This is a genomic window from Altericista sp. CCNU0014 (genome assembly GCF_044923475.1).
Taxonomy (GTDB): domain Bacteria; phylum Cyanobacteriota; class Cyanobacteriia; order Thermosynechococcales; family Thermosynechococcaceae; genus JAAURS01.
Genome location: NZ_CP137338.1, coordinates 3,830,386 through 3,847,542 on the forward strand (window position 1 = coordinate 3,830,386; position 17,157 = coordinate 3,847,542).

Annotated in this window: 17 protein-coding genes; 11 read left to right on the forward strand and 6 right to left on the reverse strand. The window is 54.0% G+C overall.

The genetic code is table 11. From position 1 onward, the window contains the following. Positions 1 to 112: 112 nt before the first annotated feature. The 4 genes from R6H26_RS18275 (at position 113) to R6H26_RS18290 (ending at position 3,973) form a co-directional block, all read left to right on the forward strand. Positions 113 to 535 carry a DUF1824 family protein gene (locus R6H26_RS18275; protein ID WP_404784407.1) on the forward strand — a complete coding sequence of 141 codons (423 nt, stop codon included), beginning with the start codon at positions 113 to 115 and terminating at the stop codon, positions 533 to 535. Positions 536 to 538: 3 nt separating this feature from the next. Next, entirely contained in the window at positions 539 to 961 is a 423-nt protein-coding gene (locus tag R6H26_RS18280) for a DUF4332 domain-containing protein (RefSeq protein WP_404784409.1), read from the forward strand. 204 nt (positions 962 to 1,165) lie between these two features. Then, complete coding sequence (locus R6H26_RS18285) at positions 1,166 to 3,394, forward strand: choice-of-anchor Q domain-containing protein (RefSeq protein WP_404784411.1); 2,229 nt, start codon at positions 1,166 to 1,168, stop codon at positions 3,392 to 3,394. Positions 3,395 to 3,559: 165 nt separating this feature from the next. Continuing rightward, entirely contained in the window at positions 3,560 to 3,973 is a 414-nt protein-coding gene (locus R6H26_RS18290) for an LptA/OstA family protein (protein WP_404784412.1), read from the forward strand. A 2-nt stretch (positions 3,974 to 3,975) separates the two neighbouring features. Here R6H26_RS18290 and R6H26_RS18295 read toward each other — a convergent pair whose 3' ends face one another. Together R6H26_RS18295 and R6H26_RS18300 are read right to left on the reverse strand one after the other, a co-directional pair. Continuing rightward, positions 3,976 to 4,620 carry a cupin gene (locus tag R6H26_RS18295; protein ID WP_404784414.1) on the reverse strand — a complete coding sequence of 215 codons (645 nt, stop codon included), beginning with the start codon at positions 4,618 to 4,620 and terminating at the stop codon, positions 3,976 to 3,978. Positions 4,621 to 4,762: 142 nt separating this feature from the next. Beyond that, positions 4,763 to 5,101: a cytochrome c oxidase subunit II transmembrane domain-containing protein gene (locus R6H26_RS18300; protein WP_404784416.1), complete on the reverse strand. Its 339-nt coding sequence runs from the start codon at positions 5,099 to 5,101 to the stop codon at positions 4,763 to 4,765. Between the two features lie 429 nt (positions 5,102 to 5,530). Here R6H26_RS18300 and pyk point away from each other — a divergent pair, with 429 nt between their 5' ends. The 7 genes from pyk (at position 5,531) to R6H26_RS18335 (ending at position 12,973) form a co-directional block, all read left to right on the forward strand. Further along, positions 5,531 to 6,967, forward strand: a complete 1,437-nt coding sequence (gene pyk / locus R6H26_RS18305; protein ID WP_404784418.1) for a pyruvate kinase — start codon at positions 5,531 to 5,533, stop codon at positions 6,965 to 6,967. Positions 6,968 to 7,089: 122 nt separating this feature from the next. Then, on the forward strand, positions 7,090 to 7,590 hold the full coding sequence (locus tag R6H26_RS18310; protein WP_404784420.1) for a DUF2231 domain-containing protein: 501 nt from the start codon (positions 7,090 to 7,092) through the stop codon (positions 7,588 to 7,590). Beyond that, positions 7,587 to 8,189, forward strand: coding sequence for a DUF2231 domain-containing protein (locus tag R6H26_RS18315; RefSeq protein ID WP_404784421.1), 603 nt, complete (start codon positions 7,587 to 7,589; stop codon positions 8,187 to 8,189). Before R6H26_RS18310 ends, R6H26_RS18315 begins: the two co-directional genes overlap by 4 nt. Before the next feature lie 11 nt (positions 8,190 to 8,200). Further along, positions 8,201 to 9,157: a cytochrome c oxidase subunit II gene (locus R6H26_RS18320; RefSeq protein WP_404784423.1), complete on the forward strand. Its 957-nt coding sequence runs from the start codon at positions 8,201 to 8,203 to the stop codon at positions 9,155 to 9,157. Beyond that, positions 9,154 to 10,836: a cytochrome c oxidase subunit I gene (gene ctaD, locus R6H26_RS18325; protein WP_404784424.1), complete on the forward strand. Its 1,683-nt coding sequence runs from the start codon at positions 9,154 to 9,156 to the stop codon at positions 10,834 to 10,836. The genes R6H26_RS18320 and ctaD overlap by 4 nt, the downstream gene beginning before the upstream one ends. Next, entirely contained in the window at positions 10,823 to 11,452 is a 630-nt protein-coding gene (locus R6H26_RS18330) for a heme-copper oxidase subunit III (protein WP_404784425.1), read from the forward strand. The genes ctaD and R6H26_RS18330 overlap by 14 nt, the downstream gene beginning before the upstream one ends. Before the next feature lie 9 nt (positions 11,453 to 11,461). Then, positions 11,462 to 12,973, forward strand: a complete 1,512-nt coding sequence (locus tag R6H26_RS18335; RefSeq protein WP_404784427.1) for a GMC oxidoreductase — start codon at positions 11,462 to 11,464, stop codon at positions 12,971 to 12,973. A 35-nt stretch (positions 12,974 to 13,008) separates the two neighbouring features. On the opposite strand, the gene hypE is transcribed toward R6H26_RS18335, so the two are convergent. From hypE to R6H26_RS18355, 4 genes are read right to left on the reverse strand one after another with little or no spacing between them, the layout of a single operon-like run. Next, the gene (gene hypE / locus R6H26_RS18340) at positions 13,009 to 14,091 is read right to left on the reverse strand and encodes a hydrogenase expression/formation protein HypE (RefSeq protein ID WP_404784429.1); all 1,083 of its coding nucleotides are present in this window, start codon (positions 14,089 to 14,091) and stop codon (positions 13,009 to 13,011) included. Positions 14,092 to 14,095: 4 nt separating this feature from the next. After that, positions 14,096 to 15,214 carry a hydrogenase formation protein HypD gene (gene hypD, locus R6H26_RS18345; protein ID WP_404784430.1) on the reverse strand — a complete coding sequence of 373 codons (1,119 nt, stop codon included), beginning with the start codon at positions 15,212 to 15,214 and terminating at the stop codon, positions 14,096 to 14,098. Continuing rightward, entirely contained in the window at positions 15,198 to 16,232 is a 1,035-nt protein-coding gene (locus R6H26_RS18350; protein WP_404784432.1) for a dihydroorotate dehydrogenase-like protein, read from the reverse strand. Before R6H26_RS18350 ends, hypD begins: the two co-directional genes overlap by 17 nt. Before the next feature lie 16 nt (positions 16,233 to 16,248). Beyond that, positions 16,249 to 17,004 (reverse strand): DUF4058 family protein, encoded by a 756-nt coding sequence (locus tag R6H26_RS18355; RefSeq protein WP_404784434.1) that lies wholly within the window; start codon positions 17,002 to 17,004, stop codon positions 16,249 to 16,251. Positions 17,005 to 17,157 lie beyond the last annotated feature (153 nt).

Below are 17,157 nucleotides of genomic sequence, written 5' to 3' on the forward strand. Positions count from 1 at the left end.
TCTGATGTGGCACGGTATGTCTGTGCGCTTTAATTTTTCTGGGCCTTCTCACCATCGATGGCGATTCTGATTGAGAATGGCAACAAGGTCATGAATGTTGAGGTCGTCCGCAATGCAGTCCACGAGTCCGATGACAACGGCGCGAGCCCGATCGATTCTCGCTCCTTTTAATTGTCTTGAGGTCAAAACCATTGCCGATTTAGAGGAAAAAATCGCCGTGCGGCAGGCGGTTTTGCATTTGGCAAGCATCGCGGATACCCACATGTTCGGGATTTTAGCGGCGGATTGGGACGAGGCGATCGCCGCGCTCTACAGCTACGCAAAAGCTTTTGGCGAAACACCTCCAGCGGTTGCGAAACCGTGCGATGGTGCCGTCTACATCAAGTTCAACCCGCGTTCTGGATCGTGCTATGCCAGCCCTTATCTAGACGATCGTCGCGGCATCCTGATTGCCTTTCAGTCCGATTTTGCCGATGGCATCAACGAAATGTGCGGTCACCTGCCCCTCGATCTTTTTGACGCGCGCGAACGTTAAACGATGACCACCTCAATGCCGCCTCAAGGTTGGCCGCTCGCCGAACTGCCGGGGATGAGCGCCCAAGATTGTCAGAAACTCTACGATCTCGAGATCGAATCGACGACGGCTTTACTCAAGCGCACCCAGACCCCTGCCAAACAGCGTCAGTTAGCAGAAAAACTGCAAATGTCCGATCGCTGGGTCCGCAAATGGATAGCGCTGGCAGAGCTATCGCACCTGAGCAGCGTTGGCTGCCAGTATTGCGGGCTATTGCTCCATGCGGGAATCACGTCCGCAGCCCAGCTCTCTAACATGAGTCCGTCTATGCTGCACCGCCATATTTTGCGGCTCCAGGTTTCGACAATGCAACGGCGAGATCTCTGCCCGAATGCAGGGGTTGTAGCGCGATGGATTCAAGAGGCGAAAATGGCCGTTCGAGGATAGCGAGCGCAGTTTTACGCGATTCGCTATCGGCTCCCTCAGCCAGCAGATCGACCTTCTGGGATCCGTAAAACCTTTGAACGCCCAGAGACCGGGGGCCAAATTAACTGTGGAAATTACTGCGGGCATTTGGCGCATTCTCGATAAACTTGGGCACCTTAGATAGCGAAATGCTTTTTCAACGCACGCTATCCTCGGGGGGCAATCATGGCAATTATTACGGTTACGACTGCAAACGATAGTGGGGTGGGGTCTCTCAGAACGGCGATCGCTTCGGCTCAGGCGGGCGACACCATTACCTTTGCCTCCGATCTTGCAAACCAGACCATCGCCCTGACAACGGGTGAAATTACCATTACTAAAAATGTGACGATCGATGGATCTGCCGCTCCCAACCTCACCATCAGTGGCAGCGATCGAAGTCGGATTTTCATGATTAACAACCTGCTCGACGTCTCGATTGCAGGATTGACATTTATCGACGGTCGAGCGGTGGTAGAGGGGACTGGGATTGGTGAAGGAGGTGCCATTAAAGTCCGAGGTTCCAGCCGTTTAACGGTTGAAAATAGCACCTTCAAAGATAATGTTGCCGAGCGAGGCGGCGCCATTCAAATAGGTTATGGCAGTTCTGCAACCGTCCTCAATAGTATTTTTGACAGTAATGACGGCTCTATTGCTAGCGATGGATTTAGCGCTGGCGCGATCTCCACTTACGGGGCGGGAGGTCCGAACGGGACGGGCAAGCTTGAAATCGAAGGTAGCACGTTCGCAAACAATAAGGGTGTAAATGGCGGTGCCGTCTACGTTCTACTGGCTCCGCTGAGCATCGAAAACTCGACCTTTAGCAACAATCAAAGTTTGAAGCAAGGGGGTGCTGTTTTCACGGATGGCGCCAGCGGCAGTCAAGCCGATACATTGGGTGGAACTACTACCATTTCGAGCAGCCGATTTGAAGGAAATCGATCGGTTGCTGGCGGGGGCGCACTCTACCTGTGGGGGTACACCAACGACCAATACATCGTCAAAGATAGTACGTTGATTGACAACTCCGTAACGCGGGGTGGGAAATACAATGTCGGGCGAGGAGGAGCGATCGAGCACAGTGGCGGCAGTCTTACCCTTGATGGCACGACGCTTGCCCGCAACGTCTCCCCGGGTCAAGGAGGAGGATTGTGGGTCAATAACAACACCGCAGCCGTTACGATTACAAATACCACCATTTCCAATAATACGGCACAGCAAGATGCGGGCGGGGGAATCTTTTTGTTGGTGCCAGATGGAAGACCTGTTACGATTACAAATTCAACCCTTGCGGGCAATATTGCCGGACGCGATGCAGGCGCAATTTGGACGAGTGGTTTAGTCCGAGACGTGACGCTTAAAAACACCCTGTTTGCTAAAAATACAGCGACGCAAACGAGACAAGGAAATACCAATTTTCAATTAAAGGATGGTGGCGGCAATCTTGTTGAAACTTTGACAGGGAATAAAGGACCCAAGGTTACTGCCACAGCAACGTATGTTAGCGATTTAAAGTTAGATACGCTACAACAAGTTGGCAGGAATTGGGTGCATCCCTTACTACAAGGCAGTCCTGCCATTAACAGCGGCGTAAGTGGGGCACCCGCGACCGATCAGCGCGGCATTTCTCGCGATAAAGCGCCCGATGTCGGTGCTTACGAATTAACCTCTAGCGACATAAGCGCTGTATCGAGCCCTATCGCGCTCAGGAGCTTTACCAACAGCGATTCCATCTTCGGCGGTATCGGCAACGACATCTATTACGTCTATAGTGCGGCAGCCTCCATCGTTGAGGAACCAAATGCTGGTATTGATAGAGTTGAAGCCTCGGTCAGCTGGACCTTAGGAGACCATCTAGAGAATCTCACCCTCATCGGAACTGCGGCCATTGACGGCACGGGTAATGCTCTCAATAATTCACTTGTCGGTAATGCTGCTGCCAACACCCTCTCAGGAGGCGATGGCGACGACCTCATGAAAGGGAACCATGGTGATGACCAACTCCTAGGTGGAGCTGGAAATGACAAGTTGCTCGGCGGAAGAGACAATGATTATCTGATGGGTGGGTCAGAACGGGATACCCTCACGGGCGGATTGGGCAAAGACCGCTTTGATTTGACGACCACTCGGACAGAGGGCTTTGACACTCTCAGAGACTTCAATGGCATTGACGACCAAATTCTAATTTCCAAGTCGGAATTTGGGCTAGATCAACAGGCGGGTACGCTTCTGCAAGCAGATTTGTTTAGACTGGGCGCTAGCGCGACAGCGGCAACCGATCGTTTCATTTATGACAGCGCTACGGGCAAGCTGTTCTTCGATCCAGACGGGTTAGGCGGTGCAGAGCAGGTTCAAATTGCCACCCTCTCTAACAAAGCGGAGCTAAGCAGCAGCCATTTAATGGCGATTGCATAGGGTGAAGGGGGCGTTACGGCGCGCCTTAGCGTCCCCCAATTTCCCCAAAAACCGTCCGAGGAATCTGAACCGATTTGCAGACCGCACGATCGCCCTTTCTGGAGTGACGCCATTGCAGTCTGTCGCTCTATAATAATCGAGCAAGCGTTGTTTCAGAGACACCCTATGGCTCGATCGTTGCCTTACAAATTCATTCTCAGCCTGTGCGCGATCGGTCTATCTTTCACGGGTTTTAGCGAAGCCACCGCCCAGGTGCAGCGTCGCGCGCTCACGCTGCGGGCGGACATGCAGCAAGCCAATGCGAAGACAGGGGTTGTAACGGCAAATGGCAACGTTCAGCTGAACTACCCAGCCCGCAAGATTCAGGCGACGGCAAATGCAGCTCAGTACTACAGCCGCGAACGACGCATCGTTTTGAGTGGCAATGTCTACGTGTTGCAAGATGGGAACAGCTTGAAGGCGGATACCATTACCTACCTGGTCGATGAGGGGCGGTTTGTGGCAATGCCGCTCGATCGACGTCAGGTGGAAGCAACGCTTTTAATTCCCGATGATGATACGCCTGTAACGAACAATTGAGGTTAAAAGGGCTTCGCAGTGCAAGCGATGGGGTCGAACTCAAAGCGAGATCGCGGTTGAGTATCGCCATAGATCTGAAATGTCAGCGTGGGTTCGGCGCCGATGGATTCGATGGAATGAATAGCTTGGGGCGTAAAGCTAATAATCTCGCCAGGGCTGAGAATTTTTTCGCCGACGGGCACGACTCGGTCGGGCAGTTCCGGGTCGTGGGTGCGCCGCCAGAAGGTATGTTTTTCTAGGCCTTTGAGGACTGCGACGACACCCCAGGTGCCGTGATTGTGGAGCGGCGAACTGACCCCTGGCAGAAAGATGACATTTTGGACGGTGAGCGGATAGCCAATCTCGTCGTAGAGGGTTTGAATGGCAAAACCAGTTTTGGGGCAAGGGTCCGGGCATTGGGTTTGCACCCAGTAGGAATTCGCCACGAGCTGCCGCACCCGCATCCGAATTTGCGGGAGATAATCCCACTCTTCGCTTTCGTGAATGGCCCGATCGAGCAAATCCGTAATTTCAGTCAGGAAGCGGTGGAAATAGTAGCGATCGCGAATTAAGTCCCACTCGCGGGCAGCGGGGCGGAGCTGGCACTCCCCCGCATCCGTCACGAGCCAGTCTCGGCCTTGCAGGGTTCCCTGGGGTTCAATCATCATCTCTTGAGACGCAAGGCTTGCGCCCCCTCAATTAAAACAAAGTCATGAGATATAGCAGGCTAAACAAAACAATCCAAATAATGTCCACGAAATGCCAGTAGATTTCCAATCTCCGCAATCGCCCCTACCGTGTAATACATCTTTATGCATAGAATCCGATCGATCCTGCATTCGCCCCCCTAGTCCCCCATCTTGGGGGAAAATTAGCCCTGTTTTCTGGATTTCTTCCCCCACAATGCCCGTCTGTGTCATCGCCCTTGCGGCGGCGGAAGCGAATCGCAAAAAGAAGGATCGCCCCTTGCACCACAATAAAAAGGGCCGTGGCGATCGCGATCGTCACATTGAAAAAGTTATCCACCAAAGCGGCTTGCTCAGAAGCTTGCTCCGGCAGGAGAGGGTGATTTTGACCCACCCAAAAACTGACGAGCGCGATTAAGACACCCGCCACTAGCGTGAGTAGCGAAGTCGGTATTTGCTTCATGACGAAAAACTGAAAGGTACGGTTGGACCGTCGCCTGAAGGACAACTGCAAATGAGACACCTGATACGAAAACATTGAGAATGGCGGGCTGTCATTCCAATGCTGCGATCCCTAGTTCCAGTTCCCTGCAATTACCATACAACACTTTGATGGCTCGCAATCTACCCAGCCGACAGTCTAAGTTAGGAAATCAATACTTTTGCCTTGGACTTAAATCGCGATCGAACTCAACGCGATCGACACACCCTCTCATTGCGACATCGCGCGCGGTATTAGTAGTGATTTGAACAGTTAATCCAAGGCTCTCCCTGTAAGCTTTCCTCAGTCAATGAATCTCTCCAAGAGTCTAACCCACGACCGTCAAGCGCTCCTTTGAACCATAGAAGACCGACTCCCATGCAATGTATGGCTAGATAAGGAAGTGTTGCGATGAAACCATTACTCCACCGCACCAAGATAGTTGCGACCATCGGCCCCGCCAGCGATTCTTCCGACATGCTGCGCAAGATGATGCTAGCGGGAATGAATGTGGCCCGCCTCAATTTTTCCCACGGTAAATACGACGAGCACGCCGAGCGGATTCGACGGTTGCGTGCGGTTGCCGCAGAGCTGGACTTGCCGTTAATGCTCCTGCAAGACTTGCAAGGACCCAAAATTCGAGTCGGCGAGTTGCCGGCAGAGGGAATCGTGCTGGCCGCAGGCGACCCCCTCGTCTTAGTGCCGATCGCCGACTACACGGGCCAACCCCATACCGTCGGCATCGACTATTCCTACGTTGCCGAAGAAGCCGAACCCGGCACTCCCATACTCTTAGACGACGGCCTGCTGGAGTTGCGGGTCGAGAAAATCGACGGCACCGCAGTTCTGTGTCAAGTCGTGGAGGGTGGGGTACTCAAAAGTCATAAAGGTGCGAACTTTCCAACGCTCAACTTGCGCCTGCCTTCAATTACCGACAAAGACGTGCGCGACCTAGACTTTGGCATCGCGCATGGGGTCGATCTCATTTCCCTCAGCTTCGTGCGACAACCGGAGGACATTCAATTGTTGAAAACATTGCTCCAGGCAAGAGGAGCCGACATTCCGGTCCTCGCTAAGTTAGAGAAACCCCAGGCGATCGCCAATCTAGAGGCGATCGTGGATGCGTGCGACGCCATTATGGTGGCGCGGGGCGATCTGGGGGTTGAAATGAGTCCAGAAAAGGTGCCGCTGATTCAAAAACAGATCGTCCGGCTCTGCAATCGCAAAGGGGTTCCGGTCATTACGGCCACGCAAATGCTGGATAGCATGATCCGCAACCCGCGACCGACCCGAGCTGAAGCCAGCGATGTCGCCAATGCCATCATGGACGGCACCGATGCCATCATGCTTTCCGGGGAATCTGCCGTGGGCGATTACCCCGTGGAGGCGGTCAAAATGTTGGCTCGCATTGCAGCGGAAGTCGAACCCTCCATTCAATTTGTCAACCACCCGCCCAATCGCGCGGACGATACCGATGCCATCAGCGAAGCCTTGCATGCCATCGATCGCACCGTCGATCTCCAGTGCATCGTGGCCTTTACCGAAACGGGCTATACGGCACAGCTCGCCTCTGAAGAGCGGCCCAAAGCCCCCATCGTCGCCTATACCCCGGACCCCAAAATTTACCGCCAACTCAGCCTCAATTGGGGGGTCAGGCCCATTCTCTTGGATCGGGTCGAGTACGACCTCTCTACCGTCCTCGATCGAGTCGAGGCCGATCTCATGCAGCGGCAGTTTGCAGCCCCTGGCGATAAGGTCTTGGTCATGGGCGGCATCCCGTTCGGTAAAGCTGGCAGCACCAACTTCCTCAAAATTCACACGATCGCCCAGCATAGAGAACGAGATTGAGTTGGGAGGTGGCCATTCAAATCCGCTGCGATGATGGTTGCTCCTTCAAACCTCCAAATTCTAAACGCGTTAAAATTCTGTGAGACTTCATTTCTCAGCGTAGGTTTTCAACAGCAAGTATCATGCTGGAGTATCTTCCCCCGCTCAACGACCACAATCTACCCTACCCCGACACAATTCATCCCATCGTGGTGCATTTCGTAATTGCCATGGTGCTCTTCGCGGTGTTGTGCGATGGCATTGGCTACTTCACCCGCAACGCTCGACTATATGAGGTGAGCTGGTGGAATTTATTTTTTGCAACCATTTCCGTTTTTATTGCCATTATTTTTGGGCAGATCGAAGCGGGATTGGCCGGACCCTATGCCGTAGCGGAGTCAACCTTGAATCTGCATACTATTCTGGGATGGTCCTTGTCCGGCATCATTGCAGCGGTTACGGCTTGGCGCTACGTTCTGCGATCGCGCGATTCTAAAACACTGCCCCCCTTATTTTTAGTCGTCGGTATACTACTGGTAGGGCTAGTTTTAGTCCAAGTCTATCTTGGTGACTTGCTGGTTTGGGTGTACGGACTGCACAGCGTTCCAGTTGTAGACGCGGCTAAGAAAGGATTGTTGCAATGAGTCCCGATTTAATTGACCCGCTCAAAGCACAGCTCGGGGCCAATGGATTGCCCTACGCCCTACCCATTCATCCTAATCTCGTGCATTTGACCCTGGGATTGTTTATTGTGGCGATCGCCTTTGATATCGTCGGCGTGCTCTTCCCTCTCGAAAAACCCATCTTCAAATTTCTCGCCATTCCCGCCACCCGATCCAACTTTTTTGATGTGGGATGGTACAACATGCTGGCAGCGGCGATCGTTACCTTTTTCACCGTAGCAGCGGGCTTCTACGAAGTCATGCTGGCCGAACCTGCCACAGGTGTCAAAAGTGCCTGGGGCTTGGAGGCAATGGACACAATGCTCTGGCACGGCTTGGGGGGCATTTTGCTGTTGATGGCGATCGTAGGGATGACCGTTTGGAGGGGATTTCAACGGTTTGTCTGGCGCAAAGAGATGGCCAGACAAGTGCAGTGGGGCTATCTCTGGGCCGGGTTGGCAATTTTTGTTTTGATGTTCGCGCAGGGCACCTTGGGCGCGCACTTAGGTGGGGACTTTGGCGTCCATGTCAGTGCCGATCGCCTGTTACAGCTGGGCGAAGATCCAAACGCGCTGTTGTAAGGATAGAACCCATGAGAATTCGCACCGTTTTAATCTTAGGTACGACTGCGACTGTCCTCGCCCTCGCCAGCGTGTGGATGGGACAGCAATCCTATAGCTGGTTCCCGCCCCAGGCGTCCGCAGAATCGCAACTGATCGATCGGTTGTTTAGCTTTTTGGTGACGCTGGGGACGTTTATCTTTTTGGGCGTGACGGGCGCGCTGACGTATTCGGTGTTGTTTCAGCAGGCGGGTAAGTACGATACCCGCGATGGTCCTCCGATTGAAGGAAATGTGCCCTTGGAAATTGTCTGGACGGCAGTTCCCTTTGTATTGGCCGTTTGGATTGCCTTTTACAGCTACCAGATCTACACGGAGATGGCAATTCTAGGGCCGATGGAACACGCGCACGGGAAGAGCATGTTGGCGGCATCGGCGATCGCAGACCCCCTAGAGAAGGTCCCTGTCGTCCCACCTGCGGATGCCATCTCCCCCATTGAAGTGCGCGCTCGCCAGTGGGTATGGGAGTTTCGCTATCCCGATCGCAACGTCACCAGTACGGAATTGCACCTCCCTGTCAACCAACGGGCAAAGCTCATGCTGCAATCGGAGGATGTGCTGCACGGCTTTTACGTGCCAGCCTTTCGAATCAAGCAAGATATCATTCCCGGTCGCACGATCGATTTCGGATTTACGCCCATTCGGGAAGGGCGGTATCGGTTGCGGGATTCTCAATTTAGCGGCACCTACTTTGCTGCAATGCAAGCCGATGTCGTGGTGGAGTCTCCCGAGGCTTATCAGCAGTGGTTAACCGAGGCAGCCGCCCAGCCGCCGACTCCAGCCTACAACCGCGCTTTTGAAGAGTATCGTTTGGCTCAGAATCCCATCAGTACGGGTTGGAAAACTGTCGAGCCAGCCGCCCCTCCCCTCGTCAACGTCTCTACCGGTCCTGCTAACAACCCTCCTAGCGATGAAGCGAGCAAACCATGACGAATCTCTCCGTAGAGGCGATCGCCCAAACTGAACAACCCCTTCCCGGTGCGCCCGATAACTGGAAGCGATTCTTCAGTTTCAGCACCGATCACAAGGTGATCGGCATCCAGTACCTAGTGACCTCGTTTTTCTTCTTCTTGATTGGCGGCCTTCTGGCCATGATCATGCGAGGCGAGCTGATCACGCCCGAATCCGACCTAGTGGATCGGGCCGTGTACAATGCCCTGTTCACCATGCACGGCACCATCATGCTTTTTCTGTGGACGTTTCCCTCCCTAGTAGGGCTGTCCAACTATCTAGTGCCCTTGATGATTGGGGCCAAAGACATGGCTTTTCCCCGACTCAATGCCGCAGCGTTTTGGATGGTGCCCGTTTTTGGGACGATCTTGATGGCCAGCTTCTTCGTGCCGGGAGGGCCTTCCCAGTCAGGCTGGTGGGCGTATCCTCCCGTGAGCCTCCAGAATCCGACGGGCAACCTCATCAACGGACAAGTGTTGTGGCTGCTGGCAGTTGCACTCTCTGGCGTGTCTTCGATTATGGGAGCTGTCAATTTTGTGACGACCATCGCTCGCATGCGAGCGCCAGGGATGACCTGGTTTCGGATGCCCGTATTTGTCTGGACGGTCTTGTCGGCGCAAATGATTCAGCTCTTGGGCCTGCCTGCGCTGACGGCGGGTGCTGTGATGCTGCTACTGGACCTTACCGTCGGCACTAGCTTTTTCGATCCTGCCAAGGGTGGCAATCCAGTGCTGTACCAGCATTTCTTTTGGTTTTATTCCCACCCAGCCGTTTACGTCATTATTCTGCCGATCTTTGGCGTGTTTTCGGAGGTATTTCCGGTTTACGCCCGTAAGCCTCTGTTCGGTTACAGACTGGTGGCTACTTCTTCTTTGGTCATCACGGGCTTGAGCACCCTGGTTTGGGTGCATCACATGTTTGCAAGCGGCACGCCGGGCTGGATGCGGATGCTATTCATGGCAACGACGATGCTGATTGCAGTCCCTACCGGAATTAAGGTATTTGCCTGGGTGGCGACCATTTGGGGCGGTCAGTTGCGATTGAATACCCCCATGCTGTTTGCCTTAGGCGGCTTGGTTATGTTTTTATTTTCGGGCATTACCGGAGTCATGCTGGGATCGGTGCCCTTCGACATTCACGTCAACAATACCTATTTTGTGGTCGGGCATTTTCATTACGTGGTCTACGGTGCCGTGGTGATGGGCATGTATGCCGCGCTGTATCACTGGTTCCCTAAAATAACGGGGCGGATGTATTCCGAAGGGTTGGGCAAGCTCCACTTTGCCCTCACGTTCCTCGGCACGAATCTCAACTTTTTTCCCATGCATCCCCTGGGACTGATGGGGATGCCGCGACGGGTGGCTTCCTACGATCCTGAATTTGCCTTTTGGAACGTCATTGCCAGTTTGGGAGGATTTCTGCTCGGCATGTCTACCCTGCCCTTTCTTCTGAACACGATCGGCTCCTGGGTGCAGGGCGAAAAAGCGCCCAAGAATCCGTGGCGGGCGATCGGATTGGAGTGGTTGCTCTCTTCTCCCCCCACGACTGAGAACTTTGAAGAATTGCCGATTGTCATTGCCGAACCCTACGGTTACGGTAAATCAGAACCCCTCGTTTCTAACCCCGATGCCTTGGAGGTCATCCATGAATCCCGCTGAGATCGATCCTTCCTCGAACGCTCAAGGCGTTCTCCAACAGCCTTTAGAAGTCCACAGCATCGCCGATCGGGGTCACGAGGACCATCGGATGTTCGGGTTCGTCGTGTTTCTGCTGTCCGAAAGCGTTATTTTCTTTAGCTTTTTTGTCGGCTATGCCGTCTACAAAACCTCAGCCTTGGAGTGGCTGCCCCCCGGCGTGACCGGGCTAGAAATCCGAGAGCCTGCCATTAACACCGTCGTGTTAGTTTCTAGTAGTTTTGTCATCTACTTTGCCGAACGCTTTCTCCATGCCAAGAATCTTTGGGGTTTCCGAGCTTTCTGGCTGCTGACCTCGGCCATGGGCAGCTATTTTTTATACGGTCAGGCGGTGGAATGGCGCAGCCTCCCCTTTGGCTTTACTGACAATACATTTGGCGGCACTTTTTATCTGTTGACTGGATTCCACGGTCTGCATGTCATGACGGGGGTACTGTTGCAGCTCATCATGCTGGGGCGCTCTTTCCTTCCGGGGAACTACGACAAGGGCGAGTTTGGAGTGGCAGCAACCTCGTTGTTCTGGCACTTTGTGGATGTCATCTGGATTATTTTGTTCGTGCTGATCTATATCTGGCAGTGAGGCAGCGTCATGATTATCGACGACCGATCCTACGACATCATCATTGTGGGTACGGGAGCGGGGGGCGGCACCTTGGCCCAAAAGCTGGCTCCGACGGGTAAGAAAATCTTGATTTTGGAGCGGGGCGATTTCATGCCCTTGGCGGAGCAGAATCGCAGTAATGTAGATATCTTCAAACGCGAGCGCTACCACGCACCGGAACAATGGTACGACCGCGCCGGAGAACCGTTTTCGCCTCAGACGAACTACGCGATCGGCGGTAATACTAAAATCTACGGTTCTGTCCTACAGCGATTCCGCGAACGGGATTTTGAGGCGGTACAGCATCAGACGGGCGTTTCGCCAGAATGGTGTTTGAAATACTCGGATTTCGAACCTTACTATACCGAAGCCGAAACCCTATACAAGGTTCACGGCGAAATCGACAAGGACCCGACCGAACCCCCGCACAGTGCCGAGTATCCCTTCCCATCTGTGGCGCAGGAACCGCAGATTGAGGAGATTGTAGGGGCGATCGCCCAGCAAGGACTTCACCCGTCTCCCTTGCCCCTAGGACTCACGCGCCAAGCGGACGACCCGACCAACGATGCTGAAGTCAGCGGGATTGTGCCGGCCTTAACCTATGCCAACGTCACTCTAAAAACTGGGGCGAGGGTCGTGCAGTTGCATACCAATCCGTCCGGTCGGGCGGTCAAAGGCGTCGAAGCGGAGATTGCCGGAGAATCTTTCCTGTTTTTGGCGGATATTGTCGTACTGGCCTGCGGTGCGATCAATTCGGCGGCGCTGCTGCTGAAGTCAACGAGCGATGTCAATCCCAATGGCCTAGCCAATCGTTCTGGATTGGTGGGGCGCAATTTAATGAAAAGCCTGATTACCGTAGTCGTGCAGCTCAGCACCCAACCCAATTCCGGCACGTTCCAAAAGACGGTAGCGGTGAATGATTTCTATTGGGGCGACACTGACTTTCCCTATCCAATGGGACACATTCAAAACTCCGGCGGACTGCTAGCAGATATCATTTTTGCGGAAGCGCCTCCAACGTTTTCAGTCCTGGCAAAGTTTATGCCCGGTTTTGGGTTGAAGCAGCTAGCGACCCATTCTATTGGTTGGTGGGCGCAGACGGAAGATTTGCCCAAACCCAACAATCACGTCCGGATCGAGGGTCAAAAACTAATCGTAGACTATACCGCCACTAACCGAGAGGCTCACGATCGCCTGATTTACCGCTGGACTGACGTACTGAAAACGGTCGAAAAAAACCTACCTGGCTTTCAGCAAGGGGTCGCGCATCCGAAGGGCGAAAGCCCGCTTCAGGTATTAGCCAATCAGTGCGGCACTTGCCGCTTCGGAACCGATCCGGCTACGTCTGTACTAGACCCGAACTGCCGCTCTCACGATGTGGAGAACCTGTACGTGGTCGATAGCAGTTTCTTTCCGTCCAATGCTGGCGTCAGTCCTGCCTTGACCGTCATGGCCAACGCGCTGCGGGTGGGCGATCGCCTGATCGAACTGTTGGGGTAGAAGTCGGAGATGGCAGGGGCTAGCAAATTTGGGGGCTAGCAAATTCTCGGAAGTTGTTCGCCGCTGAGGTAATCCAGAATTCGGGTGCCTCCAATGGCATGGTGCAGCTTTACCCATCCCTGAGAAAAGCTGGAATGGCTTGGGGGGATGCAGTCCCGCACCACACCAATTTGCTGGGCCGCTAGATCGGATGAGATGGGTGAGGTATCGCGCAGGATTTGGAGGGCAGTATCGGCTTCTGGCTCTGGCACGAAGGCGACAAAGCGACCCTCGTTAGCAATATAAAGCGGGTCTAATCCTAGAATTTCGCAAGCCCCTCGGACGGCTTCGCAAACGGGAATCTGCTGCTCTTGGAGCGCAATTTCGACCTGGGCGGCGATCGCAATTTCGTTCAGCGTCGTTGCCAACCCGCCCCGCGTGAGATCCCGGAGGCAATGAATTTCAATTCCGGCAGCAATTAAGGCTTGAACCGGGGCTGCGAGGGGCGCTAGATCGCTTTCTAACGTCGTCTCAAACGCTAAGCCTTCCCGTTGTGCCATGACAGCGATTCCGTGACGACCGATATCGCCGCTCAGGATAATTGCATCGCCAGGTTTCACAGATTTAGGGGTAATGTGCCAGGGATGGTCGATCGTACCGACCCCAGAGGTATTGACATAAAGTCCGTCCCCCTTGCCGCGCTCGACCACCTTGGTGTCGCCCGTGACGATGTGAATTCCAGCGCAAGCTGCCGCTGCTCGGATCGATTGCACCACTTTCCAAAGGATTTCCATCGATAACCCTTCTTCTAGGATGAAGCCAAGACTGAGGTAGAGAGGTTTAGCGCCGGCCATGGAGAGATCGTTGACGGTGCCGTACACAGCCATTGCGCCAATATCGCCGCCGGGGAAAAACAAGGGCGAGACCACGTAGGAATCCGTAGTGAAAGCCATCCGTCCGTGGGGAAGTTCCAACCGCGCTGCATCGTGCTGCCAGTCCGGTTCCGAGCCGAAGGCAGGCAACAACATTTGGTCGATGAGTTGGTGCATGAGTCTGCCGCCCCCGCCGTGGGCCATGAGGACGTGGGGGTATTGTTGCAGGGGGATGGGGCATTGGGCGAGAAAACGAACAGAAGTCATGGGGCTAGCGCGCTGCGACAGCAGGCATCTGACGATAGCGGTAGTAGGCAGCACAGGCCCCTTCCGAGGAAACCATCGGCGCGCCGAGGGGGTGGTTGGGGGTACAGCGCGTCCCAAAGGCCGGACATTCTTGGGGCTTGCGGATACCCTGCAAAATCTGGCCGCTGATGCACTCATCGGATGCTGCCGCAGCAGGTGCTGCGACGGGTGAAAGCAATGCTTTGTGGCGCACGTCGAAGGCTACAAATTCAGGTTTGAGTCCCAGACCGCTGGCCGGAATTTCGCCAATGCCCCGCCAGGTCTGGGGCACGATCTCAAAGACCGTTTGCAGCACAGCTCGAGCGGTTTCGTTGCCTTGTCGGCGCACCGATCGCGCGTAGCAATTTTCAACGGCGGCTTCTCCGCTTTCGAGCTGGCGGATGCAGCGGTACAGTCCTTCTAGAATATCTAAGGGTTCAAATCCGGTCACGATAATGGGAATTTGGTACCGAGCGGCGATCGCCTCGTACTCCCGATACCCCATCACGGTACACACATGTCCTGCTGCCAGAAATCCCTGAACTTGACAATCAGGGGAGGATAGAATCACTTCCATAGCTGGGGGGACTCGCACGTGGGACACCAGCAAGGAAAAATTTTGTAAGTTCTGCTGTGCAGCTTGATAGACCGCCATCGCCGTGGCTGGAGCCGTCGTTTCAAAGCCTACTGCAAAAAATACGACTTCTTTGTCGGGATTGGCTTGAGCAATTTTCAGCGCATCCAAGGGGGAGTAGAGAATGCGAATATCCCCGCCCGTTGCTTTAACGCTGAGAAGATCTCCTTTCTCAAGGCTTCCAGGGACGCGCAGCATATCGCCAAAGGAGCAGAGGATGACGTTGGGCAGGGCCGCCAGGGCAATCGCCGTGTCGATCGTCTCAGCCGAGGTGACGCACACGGGACAGCCGGGGCCGTGAATCAGAGCGATTTCAGGAGGCAGTAGCTCGTCCAGGCCGTATTTGACGATCGCGTGAGTTTGACCGCCGCAGATTTCCATGATCGTCCAGGGGCGGGTGACGAGTTGGGCGATCGCCTTAGCGTAGTGCCGAACGGCTTCTGCGTTGCGGTATTCATCGACGTACTTCATCGCGTTCCTCCACTGCTGACCAATGGGGATAGTAGGTTTGCAGCGTCTTCATATACTGTACCCGTTCGAATTGACTGGGGTCGGGACAATTTTGCTGGCTCATGGTGCCTCGCAATTGCGAGACGGATGCATATTCGTGTTCTTCGAGCCAGGTTTCGAGATCCCGCTCGATGCTGCGCAAATGACCGACCCCGTGGCGCAATAGAGCGGCCACAATTTGTGTCGCAGCAGCCCCTGCCATCAGCAGCCGCACGACATCCTGGGCATTGTGAATCCCGCTGGTGGCGGCTAGATCCGCTGGAATGCGACCGTAGAGAATCCCAATCCAGTGCATGGGCAGCCGTAAGGCTTGGGGCGTACTCAGCAACAACTGAGGCCGAATTTCCAAGGCTTCGATGTCGATATCGGGTTGGTAAAAGCGATTGAATAAAACCAGCGCATCGGCTCCCGCTTCGCAGAGGCGTTTGGCCATATTGGCGGTGTTGCTAAAGAAGGGGCTGAGTTTGACCGCGACTGGAATAGTCACCTGGGCTTTCACCTGTCTCAGAATTTCCAGATATTGCGCCTCGACCTCCGCGCCGGAGAGATCCGGGTCGGTGGGAATCCAGTAAATATTGAGTTCGATCGCATCGGCTCCAGCTTGTTGGATGTTTTGGGCGTATTCCACCCAACCACCCAGGGAGGAACCGTTCAAGCTACCCATAATGGGAATGTCTAGGGCTGCTTTCGCTTGCTGAATCTGCTCCAGATAATGTTCTGCCCCGACGTGGAAGATTTCGGGTTCTGGAAAGTAGGTGAGGGCTTCGGCAAAGCTGTTCGTTCCGTATTCGAGATGGTGGTGCAATTCCAAAACATCCCGCTGGATCTGTTCTTCAAAGACCGAATGCATGACGATCGCCGCCGCTCCGGCATCCTCCAAGCGCTTGAGGGTATCGAGGTCTTCGCTAAGGGGGGCGGCAGCTCCGACGACGAGGGGCGATCGCAGCGGCAACCCTAGATAAGTTGTGGTTAAATCCATCAGTTTTCTCCGTTTTTTAAGTCTTTAAGGTCTGAATCCAAGCAAAATCGCGATCGCTAACGGGAGGAATTGGTTGCTGGGTATAGTCAACGGTCAGATTTAACGCAGCCTCTCGATAAACTGTGTCTAACAATTCATGCAGATTAATAACAGGTTCTTCATCCTGCGATCGCAGCGGTAATGGAAACAGCGGTATCGCATCCCTCAAATTAAACGCGTACAATTCTGCGGCAGGACGGCGATCGGCTCGGCTTACTAATATTCGATAGTCTGATTGGATCCCTCCTCCCACGGGTTTCGGATCCCCAGTTCGCAACAGATCCACCTCAACCAGATTGGCATCGCTGCTCAAAATCTTCTGACGTTTGGCATCGTACTTCTGCTTGCCCTCCCCCGCTCGCTTATTTTTGGGCGATAACACTTCTACGACGGTCACAACCCTTCCAGTGCCGACCTCGCGGATTTCTAAATATCGCTCTTGCACGTCTTCAGTCATGGGCACGGTGACGGCTAGCGGCTCGCTTAGAGTTGCTGTTGCGAGATTTGGGCTAGCAGCGTTCGTGCCTTTTTGAAACACTGACACATCTGGAATCCCGACCAGTAAGGCGTCTGAATACACTCGCTTTTCTACAGCCGCCCGATACTTGGGTGTAATGACGGCATTGAGCGATCGCGCTAACACTGCAATCAACCCAAAATGTACCTCAGACCATAATTCTGGATTTTCTAGATAAGGGTTCATTCCTGGAAAATCTGGAAAGTTGAGCGTCATTTGCGCTACTCCCATAACACGATACGAATGTGTTCTCGAAAGAAGTAGAGGGTTAACTAGGTACCCCCATCCCAAATTATTTAGGTTGTTGTTCGAGGGTGTGGGGCGATCGCAACCATGTTAGATTTCCTGTCTATCCATTTGCATTGTAAA

Coding starts and splice junctions, on each gene's coding strand:
- R6H26_RS18280 (WP_404784409.1), top strand. CDS start 539: ATGACCACCTCAATGCCGCCTCAAGGTTGGCCGCTCGCCGAACTGCCG.
- R6H26_RS18335 (WP_404784427.1), top strand. CDS start 11,462: ATGATTATCGACGACCGATCCTACGACATCATCATTGTGGGTACGGGA.
- R6H26_RS18320 (WP_404784423.1), top strand. CDS start 8,201: ATGAGAATTCGCACCGTTTTAATCTTAGGTACGACTGCGACTGTCCTC.
- R6H26_RS18295 (WP_404784414.1), bottom strand. CDS start 4,620: ATGATGATTGAACCCCAGGGAACCCTGCAAGGCCGAGACTGGCTCGTG.
- R6H26_RS18355 (WP_404784434.1), bottom strand. CDS start 17,004: ATGACGCTCAACTTTCCAGATTTTCCAGGAATGAACCCTTATCTAGAA.
- R6H26_RS18285 (WP_404784411.1), top strand. CDS start 1,166: ATGGCAATTATTACGGTTACGACTGCAAACGATAGTGGGGTGGGGTCT.
- R6H26_RS18310 (WP_404784420.1), top strand. CDS start 7,090: ATGCTGGAGTATCTTCCCCCGCTCAACGACCACAATCTACCCTACCCC.
- hypD (WP_404784430.1), bottom strand. CDS start 15,214: ATGAAGTACGTCGATGAATACCGCAACGCAGAAGCCGTTCGGCACTAC.
- pyk (WP_404784418.1), top strand. CDS start 5,531: ATGAAACCATTACTCCACCGCACCAAGATAGTTGCGACCATCGGCCCC.
- ctaD (WP_404784424.1), top strand. CDS start 9,154: ATGACGAATCTCTCCGTAGAGGCGATCGCCCAAACTGAACAACCCCTT.
- R6H26_RS18300 (WP_404784416.1), bottom strand. CDS start 5,101: ATGAAGCAAATACCGACTTCGCTACTCACGCTAGTGGCGGGTGTCTTA.
- hypE (WP_404784429.1), bottom strand. CDS start 14,091: ATGACTTCTGTTCGTTTTCTCGCCCAATGCCCCATCCCCCTGCAACAA.
- R6H26_RS18275 (WP_404784407.1), top strand. CDS start 113: ATGCAGTCCACGAGTCCGATGACAACGGCGCGAGCCCGATCGATTCTC.
- R6H26_RS18350 (WP_404784432.1), bottom strand. CDS start 16,232: ATGGATTTAACCACAACTTATCTAGGGTTGCCGCTGCGATCGCCCCTC.
- R6H26_RS18290 (WP_404784412.1), top strand. CDS start 3,560: ATGGCTCGATCGTTGCCTTACAAATTCATTCTCAGCCTGTGCGCGATC.
- R6H26_RS18315 (WP_404784421.1), top strand. CDS start 7,587: ATGAGTCCCGATTTAATTGACCCGCTCAAAGCACAGCTCGGGGCCAAT.
- R6H26_RS18330 (WP_404784425.1), top strand. CDS start 10,823: ATGAATCCCGCTGAGATCGATCCTTCCTCGAACGCTCAAGGCGTTCTC.